Origin of the sequence: Enterococcus sp. DIV0421 (assembly GCF_051713745.1) — a bacterium.
Lineage (GTDB): Bacteria > Bacillota > Bacilli > Lactobacillales > Enterococcaceae > Enterococcus_D > Enterococcus_D casseliflavus.
Window position 1 is genome coordinate 806304 of the sequence record NZ_JBIOQM010000001.1, and the last position, 20460, is coordinate 826763.

Here is a 20460-nt window from a genome sequence, read left to right on the forward strand (position 1 = left end):
CCCTTTTTGGCATTTTGTGATTCAACTGAGTGTCAGTAGGAATGAGCTTCATTCAGTTAGTAAGTTTTCTTTACTAATATACCTAACAAAAAAAAGAAACTTACTGCTGCAGCTCATTTTAAAAATATTCACTAATCATTGTTCTATTTACTTTCTTCAGCTGAACTGTCATAATTATAGAATGAAATCGCTGTCATTCACAGGACGATTTCCACACATCGATAGACAAAAAATGGAGGATAGATCGCGTGACCATTTTAGAAGAATACCATTTCGGCGAATACCTCGGCGTTTCCAGTTACCATCCCTACTCGCTTAATTACATGGAACATTTTCATCGTTCCTTTGAATTGCTTTTTTGTAGTGATGGCGAAGCGGTTGTCAAAATCGAAGAAAGTCCCTATGTCCTTACGACAGGCCAAGTGTTATTAGTCATGCCTTATCAGACTCATGCCATTGAAACCGCTAAGGAATCACAATTGCATATTCTTGTGTTTTCACCTGAGTATATTCCAGATTTTTACGCCAAAACGAAAGATTTCGCTTTGTCAGATCCGGTGATCACCATTGATTCATCTGTTGCCAAGCAGCTCTACTATCCTTTATTTGAAACGGATTCCCTCTATTTACGAAAATCGGCACTGTATCAAGTCCTTTACCTTTTTGAACACCAAACGACTTTATTACCAGCCAAAAATCAAGAGGATATCCTGATCCAGCTACTTGTTTACATCGAATCCCACTTCAAAGAAGAACTGACGCTCGAAAAACTAAGCAGCAGTATCGGCTATAGCAGCGTCTACGTTTCCAGAATGATCACCGATAAATTGAAAAGCACCTTTCCTCGGCTTTTGAATCAAGCAAGAATACGCCATGCCTCTTTTTTGCTGACCCATAGTCTCTTGCCGATTACGGAAGTAGCAGAACAAGCAGGCTTTCAAAATGTGCGAACCTTCAATCGAAATTTCAAAGCATTGACCTCACTGACGCCAAAAGAATACCGTTTAAAACACAATGCTCATTTTTCGTTGCTGAAGGAATAGCGTAAAAAAAGCAGCTTCACTTAGCTGTAAAGTGAGCTGCTACAATCTTACTCGTTTTTCTAGTCAGCCTTTTGCCTCATTCCTAGAAACTAGTGAAAAACGCTCTAACTTCCCCTTCTTCATAGAGAAATGAGCAGGAAAAAACCAATTGCCAAAATGAACCTTTGTTGTTTTACTGATTCCACAAAACTATGCCTGTTTTAAAACACCGTACTTTTTAGCTTCATACCCTTTTGCTTTGTTGATACTTCTTGGAATATCGATCAATCCCAAGAAAAATGATTCACGACGAGCCAGTCTTTGACTTTCATCAGATCAGAAAAAGTTTTCACCTGTGCAGCTACTTCTTGCTCAAGTTTTGGCTGTTTAAGCAAAGGATACTTCCCATTTTTCTTGACTGGCAAAGCACTCAAATCATCCGCAATCAGAAAAGCTGGGATCTCGGCTTGTTTTGCGGCTTTTATGCCAGCTAGAGAATCTTCTAATACCAAGGCTTCTTCAGGCTTTACGCCTAAATGTTGGCAAGCTGTTAGAAAGATTTCTGGATCAGGTTTGCCCTTTCGCACTTGATCCCCAGAAACCACCGTATCAAACCAATCTGGCATCTGTTCCATTTCAAAGTACGCCTTGATTTTTTCTTTCGATGAAGAGGATGCCACGGCTATCAAGCAATCTTGTTTTTTTAATGCTTCCAACAGGTCAAGAAGGCCGGGCTTTTTGAACACCCGTTTTTCTTCAGCTAAAATCACTTCTTTCTGACGATTCATCGCTTCTCGCCACCGATCCGTTGGTACTTGATTGCCATAAAGTTCCTGCATCCCTATACGAATATCTGCTTCCGTTCTGCCAGTCAGGTAATAATAAACTTCTTGGCAAACTTCAAAATCATATTCCTCCGCGGCTCTTAAATAAGCGCGGTAAGCTAGACGACCTGTTTCAAACATCAAACCGTCCATATCAAAAATCACCAGTTTTATCTTTTTCATCCTATAGCCTCCTTTACTTTTCTGCGAATAAAAAAGCAATGGTACCAAAATCCTTTGGCACCCATTGCTTCACCTTGTTTATTTACAGCTGACTGCTCAACTTAGCAATGATTTTACATGCGCCAAATGGCTGTCAGCCTTTTCCCGACCTTCTTTTATTAATGATTCTGAAAGAATGAAGGAGCCGCCAACTGCTAGCACCTGCGGATCAGATAAGTAGTCTTGCATATTTTCGAGGTTGATTCCGCCAGTTGGGACAAATCGAATATCATAAAACGGACCGCTGAGGGCTTTGATCGCCGGCAAGCCCCCGTAGATATCCGCGGGGAAAAATTTCACAACTGATAAGCCATAAGCCGCTGCTCGTTGAATGTCATTTGGGGTAGCTGTTCCTGGAAACACTGGAATGTTTTCGGCAAGACAAAATTCCACCACATCAGGTACAAGAGCAGGGGAAACAATAAAGCGCGCCCCTTTCTCAACTGCTGCTTTCGCTTGTTCTAAAGTGCGCACCGTGCCTGCGCCTACGATCAATTTGCCTGATTGAGAGAGTTTTTCAATCGCTGCTAAAGCAAGGTCACTGCGGAAGGTCACTTCAATAAAGGGTAGTTCATGTTCGATCAACAGTGATTCTACTACTGGCAAATAGGTAAGATCCGTTGCAGTGTAAAGAGGCAATACCCTTGTTTTTGCCAATTGTTCATAGAGTGTCATACACTCTTCCCTCCCTTCGTTTCCTTCGATTGCATTTGTTCTTTCAAGACGGCTTCATGAAGCCCTTGAAGATAACTGATCCCAATCGCGCGATCATACAGACCATAGCCTGGCATCGCCACTTCCCCCCAGATCGTCCGCCCGTGATCTGGACGGATGACGCCATCAAAACCGACCTCAACCAAGGCTTTCATGATGGCATACATATCTAATGATCCTTCGGTGGATAGATGGGCGGATTCTTTAAATTTACGTTCCCCCATAAACAACACATTGCGGAAATGAACAAAGTTGATGCGTCCCTTTAAGGCATGAACGATCTCCACCATGTCGTTTTCTGGATCGGCACCTAACGAACCGGTGCACAACGTCACCCCATTATAAGGCGAATCCACGATAGCCATGATTTTTTTTAAGTCCTCTAAATTTTTGGTGATTCGTGGCAAGCCAAAAATTTCCCAAGGTGGATCGTCGGGATGGATCGCCATTTTCACATCTACTTCTTCACACACAGGAATGATCCGCTTTAAGAAATAGCTTAAGTTATCAAAGAGGATCTCTTGAGTGACCCCCTCATAAGTTGCCATCAAACGCTGGAACTTTTTCAGTCGTTCTTCTTCCCAACCTGGCAATTGAAAGCCTTTTGATTGGCTATGGATCAGCGTATACATCTCACTAGGTTCCATATCATCCACAACGGCTTGATCATAGAGCAAGGAGAAGCTGCCATCCTCGTTTTGATAAAATAGATTTGTTTTGGCCCAGCCGAAGATCGGTTTGAAGCTATAGCAGATCATATGTACATCACAAGCTGCTAAATTCCGAATCGTTTGAATATATTGATCAATGTAGTGATCCCGTTCCTCTGTTCCAGCTTTGATCGCATCGTGGATCGCCACACTCTCAATCCCTAAAAGCGAAAGATGCTCTTTTTCAATTGATGCTTTTAGTGCGTTGATTTCGGAAATCTCCCAGATATCTCCGGGCATTTTATTCAGAAGTGTTCCTACAATGCCGTGCATTCCTGGAATTTGTCGAATATTCGTTAACGGGATCGTATCCCCTTCCCCGTACCATCGAAACCCCCATTGCATTTGCTGTCATCCTTTCGTTTTTAAAAATCATCGTCCTCATCAGTTTCTTCGCTACTATCACCTGCTGAAGAATTGTGCCAAAGCGCTACACTATTTTCTCCTTGCTGGATCACTGCTGCTACCGCCTGTTCAATCGGTGTCGCCAAAAATTGGTGATTGATCGCTTCTAATACCATCGGCAGATTCACTCCGCCGATCACATACGTCTTTTCCTGAAGAGGTTCTTCTAATTGATTGATCGTTACAACCGACTGATTGTAGGGACTCGCACTCAATAGATCAGCAAACACCACTACACCGTCCCCTTGATCTGTTTCGTGGATTGCTTCACGGATTTTGTTTCCCAGAAGTTGAATATCCTCTCCGTGGTTCAAATTAACGACCGCAATATTTTCGACACTGCCCATGATCACCTCTGCAGCATCTTTAAAACCAGTACTCAGCTGTCCGTGAGTTGCCAATACGATTCCTAACAAATGTTGTTCCTCCTTTTTTCGCTTCCTAACCAAATAACGCAAGGACTTTTTGCATATTCCTACTATTCAGCTCTTTTTGCTTTAATTGTTTTCTAGGCAACACATACGTCTGATCCTGCTGCTTTTCTGCACAAAACAGATAGTTGATGCTGCCCATCACTTCACTACTGTGTTCGATCGCCAGCTGCTGCAGTTGCCCTTCATTGAATTGCTTGCCGATAGCTCGAATCGGAGCATCGGCGCCGATAGAATCTAAATAATAAATCTTCGCATTCGGCCCTACTGAATCACGTAACACTTCCAACCCGCGTTCTCCAAAACTTCCTTCATCAAGAAACGCAAAAGCAGTCGCTGTTTGATTGTTTTGACTGATCAGTGACAGCAGCGCTAAGATAGAGGACGTATTGCGGGTCAGATTTTGCTCAAATCCTGCCCCGCGGCTTACGCGATTTAATAGCAGAAAATAAATACCGACTCCTAAAGCAAAAAGCGCTGTTTGCCATGACAACAAGGGAAATCTCCCTGAGGCAAAGTGGATATAAAGCCAGGTACCCAACAACCCAAAAAGAATCATCACTGCTGAAGCAGTCAGAATAAATTGATTTGTTCTGCGCCCTTGCTCCTGCCGATCAAAAAAATGGTAATCGCCGAAATGCTGTGGCGGTGTATCATAATATGTGCAGATGATCCGTTTTGCTTTGGTCAGATCGCCAACATACAAATTGCGTGAGGCGTTTTTTTTCGTGTGATCATACTCGATCACCTGAAGATCTTTGCGAAACGGAATGATATCTGCGATGAGTGCCTTCAAAAATCTTTGTTTGCTTTTATCCGTGGAACGCGATCGGTAGACATACCGATAACGAAAAAGCCAATCACGAAATGTTTCTGTTTGATTCATGGCGGATTCTCCTATTCACAAATTACTGACAAGGAAGGAGGAACTCTATTTTTTATAAGATCCTCCGCCTTCCTCTTCAACAGATGACGAACGCGCTCAATGATTACAAATTGAACTGCTTCAACACATCTTTAAGCGTTGATTTCGGTGCAGAAGGTGTTGCTTGAAAATAGATTGATTCCACACCGTACGCTTCGTTCATTTCTTTGAGTTTTTGCGCATCAGCTTGATTTAAATAAACAGATTTCGTTACCAAGAGATCTTTCTCGGGATCTTTTTGGGCGATACCGCCTATGTTCAATTCTTTCATTGGCACGCCGTGTTTGACTAAGTCGTACATCACACTGACGGTTTTAGCGATCAAAATACAGTTGTAATCTTTGAAGTTGTATTCATCCCAGTAAAATTTGGCTTTTTCTGGTGTAACGACGATCGTTTTTTGCCCTGTGCGGCTACCGGCATTTTTGTATAATTCCCGCATGAACTTATCCTTAGCTACTACCTCATCCACTACAAAAATCGAGTTGACTCCGCTTTTTTGTGACAAGGTCATCATGACCTGCCCATGGATCAATCGTTCATCTACTCGTGCTAAATTTACTACACCCATTTTTTCCACTTCCTTTTCTTATAAAATACCGACACCGGCTAAAATAATCAGAATCAAGGTCAGCCATAGTAATGCTTGCGTGACTTTTAATCCTTTCTTTGTATAGAACCAGTAGACGCCCATTACAACTGCTAACGGCAAGATCCCTGGTACAATCTGATCAAGGATATCTTGGATAATAAATTCTCGTCCAGAAATATCAAACTGCAGCGAAGAACTGACTTTGACATAGTTTCCAGCCAGAACCCCCATCATAAACAAACCGAGAACCGACAGTGTTTCAATTGCGGTTTGGACGCCTGTACTCTGCATCAAACCAGTTGCATTGCGCCCCATCGAAAATGCTTGACGGGCGAAAAACATTCCTAGTGAAACTTGATACAGTGCAAAGCAAATGAATGGGAACAACGCACCTAGTGGACTTCCTTGCTGTGCCCAAGGAACAGCAATCGCAATAAAGATATATTGAACGGTTCCTGAGTCGATGGCATCTCCGATTCCTGCTAAAGCACCCATCAAACCAGCTTTCGTGTTGTACATTAGATCATCTTGCATCAAAATCTCTTTTTTCTCATGCTCTTCCTCGGCCCGCTGTTGTTCCATTGATGACATCAGCCCAGTGATGACTCCGCCCCCCCAACTCAGCTGGGTATTGAAAAACAGCAGTTGGCGTTTGTAGGCAGCTTTCAGTGCCTCATCGTCTTTGTAAAGTTTGCGCAAAATCGGCATCATGGCGTATAAAAGCGAGGGTGATAAATACCGTTCAAATGAATGCGGGATCTCATTGGCGAAATGCCATCTTAGGTATGCTTTTGTGACATCTTTCTTCGTGATTTCTTCTGGTGCGCCTTGCGCTTTTTGAATTGTTTCGGTCATTACTACTCCTCCTTATCGATTAGAACCCGTCATCATAGTCATCGTCATCATCAAAGGATGGTGATGCTGTATTCGTTTCTGGGGCTGGGACCAATTTTCCTTTTTGTGACTGAACAAAAATCAACGCGATCAAAATGCCAAAAATCGCATAGGTGACCATGGTAATTTCCAGCGAACTGAAAACTACACTCATGAAATAGGCCAAGAAGAAAAAGACCATATAATCTTTTCGACCGATCACATAGACGGTAGTTGCAATCCCGATCGCTGCCAATCCGCCGCCGACTACTTCTAAAATATGAATAACGACTGTCCCCTCAAGAGCATTGATGACATCAGCAATCAGTGGAGCGCCTAAATAAAGTGCAATAAATACCAGCGGAACAAATAAAATAAATGAAGCCAGCGTTGGGTATAAAATAATTGAACGCGTCATTGCCTTGGCATTAAGATCTTCTACTGCTTTATCCGTATACTTTCCTAAGAAGGTATTGATAAAGAAACGGAACTGATACAAATAACTCCCTAGCAACCCAACAGGAACGGCAACAGCAATCGCTGCTTCTGGTTGCAGATTTCCTAGCAAAGCTACCGGTACAGCAATCGCCGCAGCAATCGAAGGTTCCGCCGGCATGGATCCGCCAGGAGAAAATACCCCCATGTAAATCATTTGTAAAGCGGCAGTAACGATCATGGCTTGAGCCACATTTCCCATCACCAGTCCGACAACTAATCCCGTCATCAATGGTGAAAAACGTAAAGTCAGTGTGGCGCCTCCGCCGAGCCAACGAGACATGACTGCTGCAACCCATAGCGCAATCAGTAAACTTTGTGTAACACTTAATGTATCCATTTTTCCTCCTCCTAAACTTCTTTCAAATAGTTTTCTAAATCAAGAACAGCTTCTTTCAAGCGTTCTTTGGTGATTAAGACTGGAATCAAGTGTACTTTTTCTTTCGAATCTATGAACTGCACCAACTGATCGATGACTTGTGCATCTTCAGGAAAAATACCCATTTGATGTAAACTCATTGGTAAGTGCAATTCTTGATAAAAGGGGATCAACTGATCGATGACCGTCCATTTTTCTTCAAGGGCTAATTGATAAAACATCCCATAGGCAACCTTTTCCCCGTGAAGAAAACGATGACTTTCAGGCAGATATTTACTGATGGCATCATGCATCGCATGCGCCGCTGCATTGCGGGCATATTTATCGCCTAGCCCGCCTACCATTCCAGCAACTGCAATAACGATCTCCGACAAGTGACAAAAGGCGTCTGTCACTTCCTGCCGCTTCATATCTTCAATCGCTTGTTTCGATTGTGTCAAAATAGCTGTTTCGCATAATTTTGCTGTATAGCCTGCCATTTGCAAGAAGGGCTCATTTTTCAAATGTGGTTGGGCTAAGATTGCTTCCGATTCAATCCACTTTGCCAACGTATCTGCTAAACCGGCGATGAAGTAGGAGACTGGTGCATCGATCACTAACGTCGGATCGGTAATCAAAAAAGCAGCCTGTCTTAAATAGTGTTCCGACTTTCCTTCAGATTCTCCCGACTCTTTATACATGACAGACAAGGGTGTCCATGGTGCACAATTACTGGCCAATGTTGGGATCAGTCCAAAGGGTCGATTGACTACATGTGCTGCATATCCCACTAAGTCGGCTAACTTCCCGCCGCCAACCCCCAGAATAAAATCGATCGCCAGTTCTTCAACAAGATCAGCAATCAGCCCAGCGCCATAATAGCTGCATTCTCCCGTGTAGCGATGATAAAAAATTTCCAAATGCGCATCTTCTAAAAAGAGTAATTTTGGTTTTGCTTTTTCCCATGAAACCGTTCCATGTACGAGCAGCAGTCGTTTTACTTTGTATTCTTTTAATACTTCCGGCACATAGTCGATCGCGCCTTCATGGTAACGATAAACTTGCGGTCCAACCTTTACTTTTAAATCCGTTAGCACGAGTTTCACTCTCCTTTATACAGCCAAAAACCGACTTTCCGCTTGAACAGCACGGTCTGGCAGCAGCCCCTTAACGATTCGTTCAATATCCGTTACACATTTGTTTCCCATCTCTTCTAAGCATTCCATAGTATAAGCCGATGTATGCGGTGTCATAACTACATTTTCAAAAGCTAAATACGGATGATCTTTATGACCAGGCTCTTCCTCTAAGACATCGGTGGCAAGACCAGCAATTTTCCCACTTTTTAATCCGCTTACAATTGCCTCTTCATTCAAAAGGGCGCCACGGGCACTATTGGAGAGATATACTTGATCTTTCATTTTTGAAATTTCTTCAAAGGAAATCATATGATAATTTTCCTCCGTCAAGTTAGCACATAGACAAATAATATCTGATTTTGCTAGCAGCTCGTCTAGCTCGACTTTTTTTCCGCCATAGCTTTGAATATGCAAAGCGGACTTATATGGATCGTATGCCAAAACCTCGCAGCGGAAACCATTTCTCAATATTTCTACTACACAACTTCCAGTATTGCCGACACCGATCACCCCTACCGTCTTGTTAAATAATGCGCGTCCGACAAAGTTCGCTCGTTTTTCCCATTGATCTTCGCGGACCTTTGTATTCGATTCAACTGTACAGCGCAGAAGCGCCAATAGATTGGTCACGTTATTTTCTGCTACTGCATCTCGCTCGACCAAAGCTGGAATGATCGAAACAATCGTTTGGTGGTCCTTCGCTGCTTCTAAATCAATATTGTTATAGCCGATCCCGTGGCGTGTGATCAGTAGCAATTCATCTTTGTACTCAAAAAACTCTTTGGTAAAAAATGGGGTAACACTTGCTATAATGATGTTGTATCCCTTAAGCTTTTCTGCTAATTCTTTCCCATTGATTTCGCTATCGAACGTGAAATGACTGACAGTTCCGATTGCTTTCAACCGCTCGATATGTTGCGGAAAGATTTTTCCAAAGCTGCTGGAATTCACTATAGCGATCTTAAACTGTTCCATATTCTTCCTCCTTACTCTTTTGCAACAATCTAGTGACCACCAAAACCATTCCTTAGCGCAGAGACGACTTTTGCTGAGAAACTGTCTTCTTCTTGGGACAAATTTCTCATAAACAAACTCATAGCGATCGTCGGTACAGCAACATTCATCTCCAAAGCCGTTTCCACAGTCCACCTAGCTTCACCAGAAGCTGCAACAACCCCGCGATATTCCTCCAACTTAGGGCTCTCATTAAATTGGGCCGCTGCGATTTCCATCAGCCAGCTGCGAATAACCGATCCATGATTCCATACCTCTGCGACGGAAGCCAAATCAAAGTCATAGGCACTTTGTTCAATCAATTGAAAGCCTTCACCGATGGCTTGCATCATTCCGTATTCGATACCGTTATGGACCATCTTTAGAAAATGACCGCTTCCTGATTCCCCTGCATAAAGGTAGCCTCCTAAAACAGCCACATCTGCAAACAAAGATTCCACCTCTGAAAAAGCGATTTCATTCCCGCCAATCATCAAACATGCATCTTTTCTAGCTCCGGAAACCCCACCAGAAGTCCCACAATCAAAGTAATGCACCTCTTTTTCTTTAAACCAGGCTGCTCGGCGAATCGAATCTTTGTAATTAGAATTTCCGCCTTCAATCACGATGTCTTTCGCTGATACAAGGGGACATAGTTCTTCAAGAATCCCCTCAGTCACAGTTCCCGCAGGAAGCATCAACCATAAAACCCGTCGGCCGCTAAAAGAATTCGTCAAATCAGCTAGCGTTTGATAGAGTGTAATTCCAGCTTCTTGCGCTGTTTTCTGCGCATGTATCGAAAGATCCAGCCCTTTTACTTGATAACCTTGATCTTTTAAATTGAGGGCCAAGTTCAATCCCATTTTTCCAAGTCCGATAATTCCTATCTCCATGATAGCGCCTCCATTTCATACTTTTATTATACGAAAAAATATTTTTTTGTAAACACAAAAAATAAAAATAATTTTTATTTGCTTTTTTTCTTTAAAAGAGGTAACGTAACAATACAAAGATAATAATGTTCATATAAAGGAGGTAACCGTCTTTGACTGTTTCGATTCGCCTGCAAATAAAAACGCTTTATAAAGACTTAAGTCTCAAAGAACAAGCGATTGCCGACTACATTTTGGAAAATCCTAGTAAAGTCAGCCACAGTTCAATCAGTGATTTATCCAATGAATTAGGCATCGCTGATTCGACCTTTTTTCAATTCACAAAAAAACTCGGTTACAACGGATTTAAAGACTTCAAAATGGCAATGCTGATGCAGGAAAATGATTTTTCTGCCATTTCGATCCATGAAAATATCCAGAAGTCTGATAATGAATTGACTATGGCTCAAAAAGTATTTGATTCCAATATGACCACATTGACTGATACCAAAAATCTTTTGAAAGAAGAAAATTTAAAGCTTGCTGCTGCAATGATCAATCAATCTAAACGACTTTTTTTCTTCGGCGTTGGTGGTTCAGAGATCGTGGCAACCGATGCCTATCACAAATTTTTGCGCTCGCCGATCACTGTTTTTCACAGCAGTGATTATCACATCCAACTGATGGAGGCTTCATTGTTGACGCCAGATGATTGCGGCATTTTTATCTCTCATACTGGAAAATCAAGAGAAACCATTGAACTAGCTCAAGTTGCCAAAAACAATGGTGCCAAAATTATCGTCATTACTAGCCATGCTGCTTCCCCTTTAGCCAAACTCGGCGACGTGGTTTTCATCTCTATTTCCGAAGAAACTGAGTTTCGCTCAGAGGCATTGGCATCCAGAATCGCTCAACTGAGCATCATGGATTCCCTCTATGTCATCTTAATGTTTATTAATCGAGACAAAGCACAACAATCGATTGCCAAAATTCGGCGCTCCATTTCAAAAATCAAAGAACCCTGAGAAGGGAAGAAAAAACTTACATTTTTCTGCGTTTCGCTAATTCTTTTGTGAATCACAGTTGATATGCAAAAAAACTTGTGCTTTTTTCTGTACTCTTCTTTGGTTTCTTATCAACTTTTTCAGTTCTGAATCTCAAATGCGCTGAGCCTGCCAAAAATCTTGTCCCTTACTCTTGCTAATGTTCGCAAAAAAACCACATCACAAAGCTATCCGCTCTGTAATGTGGTTTTTTAAGACTATCTTTTTTTAGGTAAATCAATAACGACTAGACACAATCTCTGCTCCAAAGGGCATCAACGCTAAGCGCGCCATTTTCAATGATTGCGCCGCAAATGGAATGCCGATGATCGTGATGGCTAGAATGACTGCGCTAGCTAAATGGCCTAAAGCCAGTGGTATACCAGAAAAAATCAACCATAAAATATTTAGAATCACGGACACGCCACCGCCACGGTAAACGATGTCTTTCCCAAATGGTGCGAGTGACAACGTCGCAAACTTAAAACATTGCAGACCAATGGGAATGCCGATGATGGTGATACACCATAAACACCCAGCCAAAAACCATGAGATCGCACCGATCAAGCCGCCAAAGACAAACCAAATCACGTTGCCTAAAAAATTCATCTGATTGCCCTCCTTCTTTTTTTAATAAAGACTGTTCCTGTTTTAGCAAAGAAAGCAGAGGACATCGAAAGCACTCAGACGTGCGCTATCGTCTGATGCTCCGCTTCTCTTTTTTCTTAATACAAGCGAAATGTGTTATTTTGTAAAATGCTTATTGCCCAGAATCAACGGTTGATTCGCTGCTATTGTTAGACTCATTTGAGTCATTGCCGAAGACACCGGTGATCGAAGACCAGATGCCGCTAAAGAAGCTCTTGATATTTTCCCAAAGTCCCTTAGAGGTTTCTTCGATTTGCTTGCGGGCTTCTGACAGATCCAATTCTTTGATGAAGTCATCGAAGATATTGTTGTCTCGCATGTCGCTCATCAAAGAGGTCAATTCAGAAATTTGATTTTCCGTAACGATTCCTTCCAGTCCGTTGTCTTTCAAGGCTTTTTCTACTGTCTCTTGAATATCGGCTTGGGTTAATTCCGTACCATCTGCGGTTTGAGCAGCCAAATCGGTTTTCGCTTGTTCTTGCGCTGCATTCAAAGCTTCATCGGAATAGCCTTCTTTGTCTTTATTCTCTTCGGTGATCGTAGACAGCACATCCATTTCATCTTGGGCTACAGCTACTCGATTCTGATTGATGACACCGCCTGATTCTTCAACGATTTTGTATACCCCAGCTAAAGCTCCGGAACCGTCGATCGGTACGGCAGAAGCGACCGTTAGCTTCGCATCAGTGATCCCTGCCGTCAGCGCTGCATTTTGGTACTGGGCTGCAGTGATGCGGGTAATGTTATCTGGTGTCGCGATATCGACAGTGATTCCTGCCCCGCTTTCTAAAGTCTGCATTCTGACCGAGCTATAGACCGCCCAATCTGCAGTAAAGCCGCCATCGGGAATGTATTTCATCAAGTCATTACCGTTTGTCGTATAAATCGGTGTTTCGCCTTGGATGCCTAAGCGCTCAAGTGTGTAGTCTTCTTGTGCTTTCGTCAAGGCATTTCCGATTGCCACGGCATTGACTTGCAAACGATCTGAACTGCTGTCAGAAGTACTTGTTTGACTGTCGGTAGTGGCTGTCGCTGCGGTAGAACTGCTTGTTGCAGTGGAACTGCTGGTCGTTGAATTGGTTTCGTCAGCAAAAACTTGTGGTGCTGCTAATAAAACTTGGCTAGATACCAAGAGAGTCGCTAAAATCATCGCTGGTTTTCGAGTCTGTTTTTTCATCACTATATCCTCCAAGTGTTGATCTCTTTTTCAGGGATTTTTCCCTCTTACTGCTGTTATTGTACTATAGGTTTTCTTGCAAAGCCTACGTCTAGGGTCTGAAATGAAGAAAAACTTAGAACTCTGGTGCTATTTAAAAAAGGCGCAATTTGGTACTATCCTTGGTACAGCAATACTTTAGACGCTTTTCTTTTCATCAACTGTTTTTTTAGCAAAACCAACAGCGTAGGATTTCAAACAGCTGCCAGAGTAAACAAAAACCACCGAATCGTTTTGATTTGGTGGTTTTTGCTGACTTTCTTATCCTAGCAAGATCATTGCGATCGCCGCCAAGGCGTTGTTAAGAAAATGCATGGCGATGGCTGTTTCTAGACGCTTAGTTTTAACATAAATCAACGCCATGATCAATCCCATAGCACCATAAATCAAAAACTCGACCAGATTGGTGACGGAATGGATGATACTAAAAACCGCTACACTTGAAATGATCCCGACTATTGGGTATTTCTCGAATAAAAGGCCAATAAACCCACCACGAAAAACGATCTCTTCCATAATTGGCGCAGCAACAGCGATCAATAAAAAGATCAAAAGCGGATTTTCGCCTGTAAACAGTTCCCCTAACAATGCATCATTGGCGGTCGCCTCTTGATCGGATATATGCTGCAGATAGAGCGTTCCGCCAACTGCAACGACTCGACCTAAAACAAACCCTCCGACGATCCATAGCCAATTTTTCTTCGTTGACCAGCCAAAGTCAAAGGTGGCAAGTCCTAACTTTTTAGCCAAAAACATCAGTAGACCAATGTTTGCCAAAAGCAAGGCAATCAACCCATAGCTGATCATCGCAGGAATCGTCGGTTCTCCTGCTTCCAAATAATAGATTTTTACCACGCTAAATGCGGTCATCCCTACTTGACTAAGTAAGAATAAGCCAATCAAAATAAAGACATTCTTTACTGCTTTCATGCTCTCCTCCATTGTTTGCTCATTGCATTTTTCAGGATCGGGTTACGACAAATCATGACACAGCCCATCATTTGGTTCCCCATGTTTCCAGAAAATGCTTAGCCACTATCGGCTGCTTATAATGATACTTAGTTTCCTCATTATTTACAACTAATAAAAAATAAAAATAGTTATTTTGCTCATTTTATCGAATAAACCACGCTTTTTCATTCCCATTCTTTTCAAAAAAAAATATAAGTAATGTTTGAAAAAAGCGCTCTCTTATGCTACACTGTTCCTACTTTTGTTTGGCTGACGAACCGCTGCCCCAACCATGTTCGTTTGGACCAACTCGTTGCGAGTATTCGATTTCGAATGCTCTTTTTGTCGCGTTTGTCAAAAGAAAGTGAGTGAATCCAAATGATCCAAGTAGAACACCTCAGCAAGACCTTCCAAGTATCCAAGCGAAAAAGCGGCTTTCGCCAAGCAGCCAAAGCCTTTCTTTCTCGTGAAACCACCACCGTCCATGCGTTGCAAAACATCAGCTTTACCATCAATGAAGGCGAAATGGTTGGCTACATCGGGCCTAATGGTGCTGGAAAAAGTACCACCATCAAAATCATGTGCGGGATTTTGACCCCTGATCAAGGCGTTTGTCACATCAATGGTCGTACGCCTTGGCAAGAACGTATCCAACATGTCAAAGACATCGGCGTCGTCTTCGGGCAACGCAGTCAACTCTGGTGGGATGTCCCCGTCAATGACAGCTTTGATTTGATTCGTGATATCTACAAAGTCGACGCTGCTAGTTATCAACGCAACCTAGAAGAATTAGTCACCTTACTAGATTTAGGTGAGATCTTAAAAACCCCTGCTCGTTCCTTAAGTCTCGGTCAGCGTATGCGCTGTGAGATCGCAGCCTCCTTACTCCATGACCCCAAAATCTTATTTCTTGATGAACCCACCATCGGTTTAGATGCTGTGTCAAAAATCGCCGTGCGTCAGTTCATCAAAAAAAGAAACCAAGAAAAAGGTACCACAGTCATCCTGACGACCCACGATATGCAAGATATCGAGGCGCTGACACAACGAATTCTGTTGATCGGCAAAGGGCAAATTTTGCTAGATGGTCGCCTCGATGAACTAAAGCACCGTTTTTCTGATGTCAAAACGCTGGAGGTCGACTATCAAGGGAATGAGCCCCATCTGCCAGAAAATGTCCAACTTCTTCAAAAAAACGTCGGTCGCCTTGTTCTGAAGCTTGATCCCAAAGAAGTGTCGGTCGCTCAGCTGCTCAGTCTGCTCAGCAGTCAAGTCGAGATCACCGATTTGGCCGTTGCCAGTATCACCGCCGAAGAAATGGTCGCCAAGCTGTATCAGGAGTATCAGATATGAGGAAGTATCAGGCATTTTTCCGCATCCGCTTTATCAATACCTTGCAATACCGCTCGGCGGCAATTGCCGGGATGGCTACGCAACTAGCTTGGGGCTTGATGGAAATTCTGGCATTCCACGCCTTTTACCAAGCAGATCCTAGTGCCTTTCCCATGACCTTTCAACAAACCGTCTCCTATGTTTGGCTCCAGCAAGCCTTCTTGTCTTTATTTATGTTGTGGTTCTTTGAGGCAGAAATTTTCAATACCATCACCACAGGGTCGATCGCCTATGAACTTGTGCGGCCGATGGATCTATACAATCGCTGGTTTTACCAATCGGCTGCCAATCGCTTAGCAAAAGCCGTCTTGCGTTGCGGACCGATTTTTGTGATTGCCTTTTTACTGCCAGCACCTTATCGTTTAATTCTGCCAGCAAACATCGTTGCCCTGTTCTTGTTTCTTTTGTCTATGGCGCTGAGTTTAGGTGTAGTGATCGCTATGTCGCAGCTGGTCTACATCTCGACTTTTTATACATTATCCTCCATCGGGGTGCGGATCGTCATCAGCTCCATCGGTGAATTTTTAGCTGGTGGGGTCATTCCTCTGCCTTTCTTTCCGCAGCCTTTTCGCCAATTCGTGGAACTACTGCCTTTTGCTTCCATGCAAAACGTCCCGCTGCGAATTTACAACGGGGATCTGACTGGCTTTGCGCTGGTTTCAGCATTGCTCTTACAAGCCTTTTGGCTCGTACTTTTGATCGTGATCGGAAAAATTTGGCTGCAGCAGGCGCTCAAACGCGTCGTTGTGCAAGGAGGTTAAGGAATATGGTTTATTGGCATTATTTTTGTATTCATCTCAAAAGTCAGATGCAGTATAAAGTTTCCTTTGTGTTAACCGCTTTAGGACAATTTCTAGGCTCCTTTACTGCTTTTTTAGGCATTTGGTTTATGTTTACCCGGTTTCATCAAGTGGATGGCTTCACCTTTGAGGAAGTCCTACTTTCCTTTGCGACGGTTTTGTTTGCCTTTTCGATTGCGGAATGCTTCTTTCGCGGGTTCGATCTTTTTCCGCAAATGATCAGTAATGGCGAGTTCGATCGGGCACTCGTGCGCCCTCGCTCCTTGATTTTTCAAGTCTTAGCTTCCAAAATGGAATTCTTGCGTCTTGGCCGTTTTATTCAAGCCTTGCTGTTGTTTGCTTATGCGATTCCTAATAGTGGAATTGCTTGGCATTTTGGAAATGTCCTGACTCTTTTTCTGATGATCGTCTGCGGCGCCCTCTTTTTCGCCCTATTGTTCTTAGTGTATGCCGCCATTTCCTTCTTTACGATCCAAGGACTTGAATTTATGAATATTTTTACCGATGGTGCCCGCGAGTTCGGCCGCTACCCCTTCAGTATCTACGGAAAACACGTCTTGCGTTTATTGACCTACGTCGTGCCGATGGCTTGGTTTCAGTATTATCCGTTTCTGTATGTCATTGGTCGCGTAACTAATCCTTGGTGGATCTTATCACCCTTGGTTTGTCTACTCTTTGCCTTTCCCGCCTTCTTCTTTTGGCGAGTAGGTTTGAAGAACTATATTTCTACGGGTTCGTAAATAAAAAGGAGCGCCTCTCTTTGAAACTAAGAGAATGCGCTCCTTTTTTTATTCGGTTATTTCAAGTGAAAAACAGCTTCTCCTTGCTGAATATCGCCGTCAGTTCGCAGGCACTTCCCGCCTTGTTCCTCCATGAAGACAACGATCACCATGGTCTCTTTGCCCATTTCCTCAACTGCTGCTACATCCATTTCTGCCAGCAGCTCACCTGTCGTGACTGACTGGTTTTCTTGGACCGCGATCGTGAAGGGCTCCCCTGCTAACGCCACTGTTTCAATTCCCATGTGGATCAAAAGGGAACGGCCATCCACCAACTCAACGGCTAAGGCATGCTGTGTTGGAAAAATCGTTCGAACCGTCCCGGCTGCTGGTGCATAGATTTTTCCGTGATGATGAGAAACGGCAAATCCATTTCCCATCATTTTAGACGAAAATACCTCATCTGGTACTTCTTCGATCGGTAGCAGTCGGCCTGTTGCCGGTGCACAAATTTCTATTTTTCTTTTAAAAAGCATCCGTAATTCCTCCTTAGATTGCCGACAGTGTTCTCTGACAGCTAGAATAGATAAGAAAAGCTACGAAGGGCAATAAACCAAAGATAAAGATGGCAGTATCGAGGGACAGCACCTGAGAAAGAAAGCCGCCAGCTAATGGCGAAAGAAACGATGCCGCACCAATGTACACACTGATTGATATCAGTTGTCCAGAAGAAAAAACAGCTGGCGGTGTAATAGCACTGATAATCATTCGACTGCCGATAGTAAATGCCGGTACAGTGAAAAACTGCAGAAAACTGGCTGCCAAAAGTAAGAATGGGCTACTAGCAAGCCAATAGACAAAAAATTGTAAGGTTAAAAATATACCTGCAATCAAAATCAAGCGCTCATTTTTCCATTTAGCAATCATGCGATTCAGCAAAAGGTACGCTGGAATTTCACAAAAGGATTGGATCGACCATTTCAGACCAACAAATTCACTGCCTCTTTCCATTGTAATCAGCTTGTCGATAACGACCGTATTGTTCGCAACGATCGTCAAGTACAAGAGAAAGAACAGTCCCGTATAAACCAAAAAGCGTCGGTCTTTGCATAACAGAAGAATGTCTGCCAGCGAGACACCGCTGTTTGTTGCTGTTCCTTGCTTTTGCGGTAAGACGTTTTTCTCTGGGATCGTTCGTGAAAATGTATAATTGATAAGCAAAAAGAGGAGCAGCGGCAAACTAAACCAGCGATAATTATTGGAAAATAAAAAGAATGGCACGCAGACACTCATCATACTCCACCCTAAAGAGCCGTTTGCTTTGATTGAAGCAATTCTTTTTGAAGTACTGGACTCCGATAATACCCAGTTATCGAGCACCGTTGCTGTTGTATTGGCTAATCCACCCGCAATAGCCAATACCAGAAGATGGATCAGCCAGTGGTCTTTTCCTAACCAATAAAAACTAATGGAGAAGAAAACCAGAAAGATCATCAGAAGCATCGAAATACGTTTTAATCGCTTGCTCTTGTCCGAATAATAGCCGATCACTAACTGAAAAAGAATTGTCGTGATGCTGTAGGAGGCTAAAAACCAGCCTCTTTCAAGCGCATCATAGCCTTGCTCAGTTAAAAAAGGAACGATTTGTGTCATCAAAATCGCCATCGTTGCATATTGAACAAAATAGATTACTTGAAATTTGTGTTTGATTTCCATACTTTGTTTATGATCAGCTGAAGGAAATTCCTTCAGCCGATCCCTTTCCTTTTTACCTGCTGAACCTATTTAAGTTCTGGCCAATATGGTTCGTTCGCCACAATCATTTCATCTAATATTTCTTTGGCGACTTTCGCACTTGGTACAGTTTTATTCATAGTAAAGGATTGCCACAATTTTTGGTAAGACTCTTGTTCCCAAGCATCAACTGCCAATTTTTCAGATGCGATCTGCTGCTCCATCAATCCCTTTTGGAATGTTGGAATATCACCGATCGACAAGACTTCGTAGCCATCTTTTCCAACTAGACAAGGCAGTTCCACCATTGCATCATGGGCAAAGTTGGCAATTGCGCCGTTGTTTTCAACAATCAGAATCATGCGTTCTTTCGTATTAAAGGTTAGTGCGCAAGCAAGGTCTGTAATAAAGGAAGCATGTTCGTTTGAGGCAAATGTTGTATCAACTGCTGTGTTGTTTGCAACGATTCGTCGGCATTCATCAAACACATACTTCTCTCGTCCGTCAATGATCTCATTGGCACGGGTATACTCTTTGTCCGCATGAGCCACCGTTTCATCAGCCATCAAATAATATTTCAGATAGGTATTCGATAAAAATTCTGGTTCAATTTCGTGCAGATCTTTAGCCGCCCACATCGTTTCCAGCCAACTGCTTTCTTTATGCTGGCCTTTTTGTGTTTGTTCGGTGTAGCCGTACTTTTGAACATGCGCACTGATTTGTGGCATTAAGTCATTGCCGTCATGGTCTTTGATGCTGGTCCACCAGCCAAAATGATTCAAGCCGAAATAGCTCGTCTCAAATTCTTTCCGATCCTTCAACCCAATCACTCGCGCCATGATATCTTCCAAACAAACTGGCATATCACAAATATTGATGATTCTTGAATTTGGTCGGAATCTTCTGGTCGCTTCGGCAACGACTGCTGCTGGGTTGGAATAGTTCAAAAGCCAGGCATCTGGCGAGTATTTTTCCATGTAGTCGACTAGTTCTAAGATCGGTCCAATCGAGCGCAGGCCATAAGCTAAACCACCAGGTCCGCATGTCTCTTGTCCGACAACATTATGCCTAAAAGGAATTTTCTCATCTTGTTCCCGCATAGCATATTTGCCGACACGAAGCTGTGCCATTACGATATCGACATCCGTAAAAGCTTCCTTTGGATCGGTTGAATATTCGAACTGTACTTCTGGCGCTCGCTCAGCAATAATGATCGCACAAGCTTTTGCTACGGTTTCTTGTCGCTTTTCATCGTTGTCATAAAATTTGATTTTTCTAACTGGAAAGCGCTCTTGACTTTCTAATAACATCATAACTAGCGATGGTGTATAGGTACTTCCGCCACCTGCAATTAAAATTGAACTTTTTTTCTTACTCATGGT

The 20460-nt window shown here is 42.9% G+C and carries 22 protein-coding genes; 5 read left to right on the top strand and 17 right to left on the bottom strand.

Annotated features, from left to right (window positions below; translation table 11 throughout):
* The first annotated feature begins 248 nt into the window (after window positions 1-248).
* Entirely contained in the window at window positions 249-1043 is a 795-nt protein-coding gene (locus IGI96_RS03815; RefSeq protein ID WP_086337910.1) for a helix-turn-helix transcriptional regulator, read from the top strand.
* A gap of 263 nt (window positions 1044-1306) precedes the next feature.
* Here the strand turns inward: IGI96_RS03815 and IGI96_RS03820 are convergent, their stop codons facing one another.
* From IGI96_RS03820 to gnd, 11 genes are all read right to left on the bottom strand, one after another.
* The gene (locus IGI96_RS03820) at window positions 1307-2029 is read right to left on the bottom strand and encodes an HAD family hydrolase (protein WP_086337909.1); all 723 of its coding nucleotides are present in this window, start codon (window positions 2027-2029) and stop codon (window positions 1307-1309) included.
* Between the two features lie 96 nt (window positions 2030-2125).
* The gene (locus IGI96_RS03825) at window positions 2126-2743 is read right to left on the bottom strand and encodes a bifunctional 4-hydroxy-2-oxoglutarate aldolase/2-dehydro-3-deoxy-phosphogluconate aldolase (protein WP_086337908.1); all 618 of its coding nucleotides are present in this window, start codon (window positions 2741-2743) and stop codon (window positions 2126-2128) included.
* Window positions 2740-3837 (bottom strand): mannonate dehydratase, encoded by a 1098-nt coding sequence (gene uxuA, locus IGI96_RS03830; RefSeq protein WP_086337907.1) that lies wholly within the window; start codon window positions 3835-3837, stop codon window positions 2740-2742. Before uxuA ends, IGI96_RS03825 begins: the two co-directional genes overlap by 4 nt.
* Before the next feature lie 20 nt (window positions 3838-3857).
* Window positions 3858-4313, bottom strand: coding sequence for a PTS sugar transporter subunit IIA (locus IGI96_RS03835; protein WP_086337906.1), 456 nt, complete (start codon window positions 4311-4313; stop codon window positions 3858-3860).
* 25 nt (window positions 4314-4338) lie between these two features.
* Window positions 4339-5214 carry a hypothetical protein gene (locus IGI96_RS03840; protein ID WP_086337905.1) on the bottom strand — a complete coding sequence of 292 codons (876 nt, stop codon included), beginning with the start codon at window positions 5212-5214 and terminating at the stop codon, window positions 4339-4341.
* 103 nt (window positions 5215-5317) lie between these two features.
* A complete protein-coding gene (locus IGI96_RS03845) occupies window positions 5318-5824 on the bottom strand; it encodes a PTS system mannose/fructose/N-acetylgalactosamine-transporter subunit IIB (RefSeq protein WP_005228434.1) in 507 nt (168 codons plus the stop codon).
* An 18-nt stretch (window positions 5825-5842) separates the two neighbouring features.
* The gene (locus tag IGI96_RS03850) at window positions 5843-6700 is read right to left on the bottom strand and encodes a PTS system mannose/fructose/sorbose family transporter subunit IID (RefSeq protein WP_074535421.1); all 858 of its coding nucleotides are present in this window, start codon (window positions 6698-6700) and stop codon (window positions 5843-5845) included.
* Between the two features lie 19 nt (window positions 6701-6719).
* Window positions 6720-7553, bottom strand: coding sequence for a PTS mannose/fructose/sorbose/N-acetylgalactosamine transporter subunit IIC (locus IGI96_RS03855; protein ID WP_005228432.1), 834 nt, complete (start codon window positions 7551-7553; stop codon window positions 6720-6722).
* An 11-nt stretch (window positions 7554-7564) separates the two neighbouring features.
* Entirely contained in the window at window positions 7565-8668 is a 1104-nt protein-coding gene (locus tag IGI96_RS03860) for an iron-containing alcohol dehydrogenase family protein (protein ID WP_005228431.1), read from the bottom strand.
* A gap of 15 nt (window positions 8669-8683) precedes the next feature.
* Window positions 8684-9685, bottom strand: a complete 1002-nt coding sequence (locus IGI96_RS03865; protein WP_010749950.1) for a D-isomer specific 2-hydroxyacid dehydrogenase family protein — start codon at window positions 9683-9685, stop codon at window positions 8684-8686.
* A gap of 29 nt (window positions 9686-9714) precedes the next feature.
* The gene (gnd, locus tag IGI96_RS03870; protein ID WP_086337904.1) at window positions 9715-10596 is read right to left on the bottom strand and encodes a phosphogluconate dehydrogenase (NAD(+)-dependent, decarboxylating); all 882 of its coding nucleotides are present in this window, start codon (window positions 10594-10596) and stop codon (window positions 9715-9717) included.
* A gap of 152 nt (window positions 10597-10748) precedes the next feature.
* On the opposite strand from gnd, the gene IGI96_RS03875 reads away from it, so the two are divergent.
* The gene (locus tag IGI96_RS03875; protein WP_438784831.1) at window positions 10749-11600 is read left to right on the top strand and encodes a MurR/RpiR family transcriptional regulator; all 852 of its coding nucleotides are present in this window, start codon (window positions 10749-10751) and stop codon (window positions 11598-11600) included.
* 255 nt (window positions 11601-11855) lie between these two features.
* On the opposite strand, the gene IGI96_RS03880 is transcribed toward IGI96_RS03875, so the two are convergent.
* The 3 genes from IGI96_RS03880 to IGI96_RS03890 all read right to left on the bottom strand — a co-directional run bounded on the left by IGI96_RS03880 (window position 11856) and on the right by IGI96_RS03890 (window position 14412).
* Window positions 11856-12227 carry a YccF domain-containing protein gene (locus IGI96_RS03880; RefSeq protein WP_010749951.1) on the bottom strand — a complete coding sequence of 124 codons (372 nt, stop codon included), beginning with the start codon at window positions 12225-12227 and terminating at the stop codon, window positions 11856-11858.
* Between the two features lie 151 nt (window positions 12228-12378).
* Window positions 12379-13443 (bottom strand): DUF1002 domain-containing protein, encoded by a 1065-nt coding sequence (locus tag IGI96_RS03885; protein ID WP_086337903.1) that lies wholly within the window; start codon window positions 13441-13443, stop codon window positions 12379-12381.
* 300 nt (window positions 13444-13743) lie between these two features.
* The gene (locus tag IGI96_RS03890) at window positions 13744-14412 is read right to left on the bottom strand and encodes a CPBP family intramembrane glutamic endopeptidase (protein WP_060791459.1); all 669 of its coding nucleotides are present in this window, start codon (window positions 14410-14412) and stop codon (window positions 13744-13746) included.
* Between the two features lie 399 nt (window positions 14413-14811).
* Between IGI96_RS03890 and IGI96_RS03895 the strand changes: the two genes are divergently transcribed.
* From IGI96_RS03895 to IGI96_RS03905, 3 genes are read left to right on the top strand one after another with little or no spacing between them, the layout of a single operon-like run.
* Window positions 14812-15786, top strand: coding sequence for an ABC transporter ATP-binding protein (locus tag IGI96_RS03895; protein WP_438784832.1), 975 nt, complete (start codon window positions 14812-14814; stop codon window positions 15784-15786).
* Window positions 15783-16586, top strand: coding sequence for an ABC transporter permease (locus tag IGI96_RS03900; protein ID WP_086337901.1), 804 nt, complete (start codon window positions 15783-15785; stop codon window positions 16584-16586). The genes IGI96_RS03895 and IGI96_RS03900 overlap by 4 nt, the downstream gene beginning before the upstream one ends.
* A gap of 5 nt (window positions 16587-16591) precedes the next feature.
* Window positions 16592-17365 (top strand): ABC transporter permease, encoded by a 774-nt coding sequence (locus tag IGI96_RS03905; protein ID WP_438784833.1) that lies wholly within the window; start codon window positions 16592-16594, stop codon window positions 17363-17365.
* Window positions 17366-17421: 56 nt separating this feature from the next.
* Here IGI96_RS03905 and IGI96_RS03910 read toward each other — a convergent pair whose 3' ends face one another.
* From IGI96_RS03910 to IGI96_RS03920, 3 genes are all read right to left on the bottom strand, one after another.
* Window positions 17422-17880 (bottom strand): PTS sugar transporter subunit IIA, encoded by a 459-nt coding sequence (locus tag IGI96_RS03910; protein ID WP_016608416.1) that lies wholly within the window; start codon window positions 17878-17880, stop codon window positions 17422-17424.
* A gap of 13 nt (window positions 17881-17893) precedes the next feature.
* The gene (locus IGI96_RS03915; RefSeq protein ID WP_086337900.1) at window positions 17894-19060 is read right to left on the bottom strand and encodes an MFS transporter; all 1167 of its coding nucleotides are present in this window, start codon (window positions 19058-19060) and stop codon (window positions 17894-17896) included.
* A gap of 65 nt (window positions 19061-19125) precedes the next feature.
* The gene (locus tag IGI96_RS03920) at window positions 19126-20457 is read right to left on the bottom strand and encodes a 6-phospho-alpha-glucosidase (RefSeq protein WP_010749959.1); all 1332 of its coding nucleotides are present in this window, start codon (window positions 20455-20457) and stop codon (window positions 19126-19128) included.
* Between the last annotated feature and the right edge of the window lie 3 nt (window positions 20458-20460).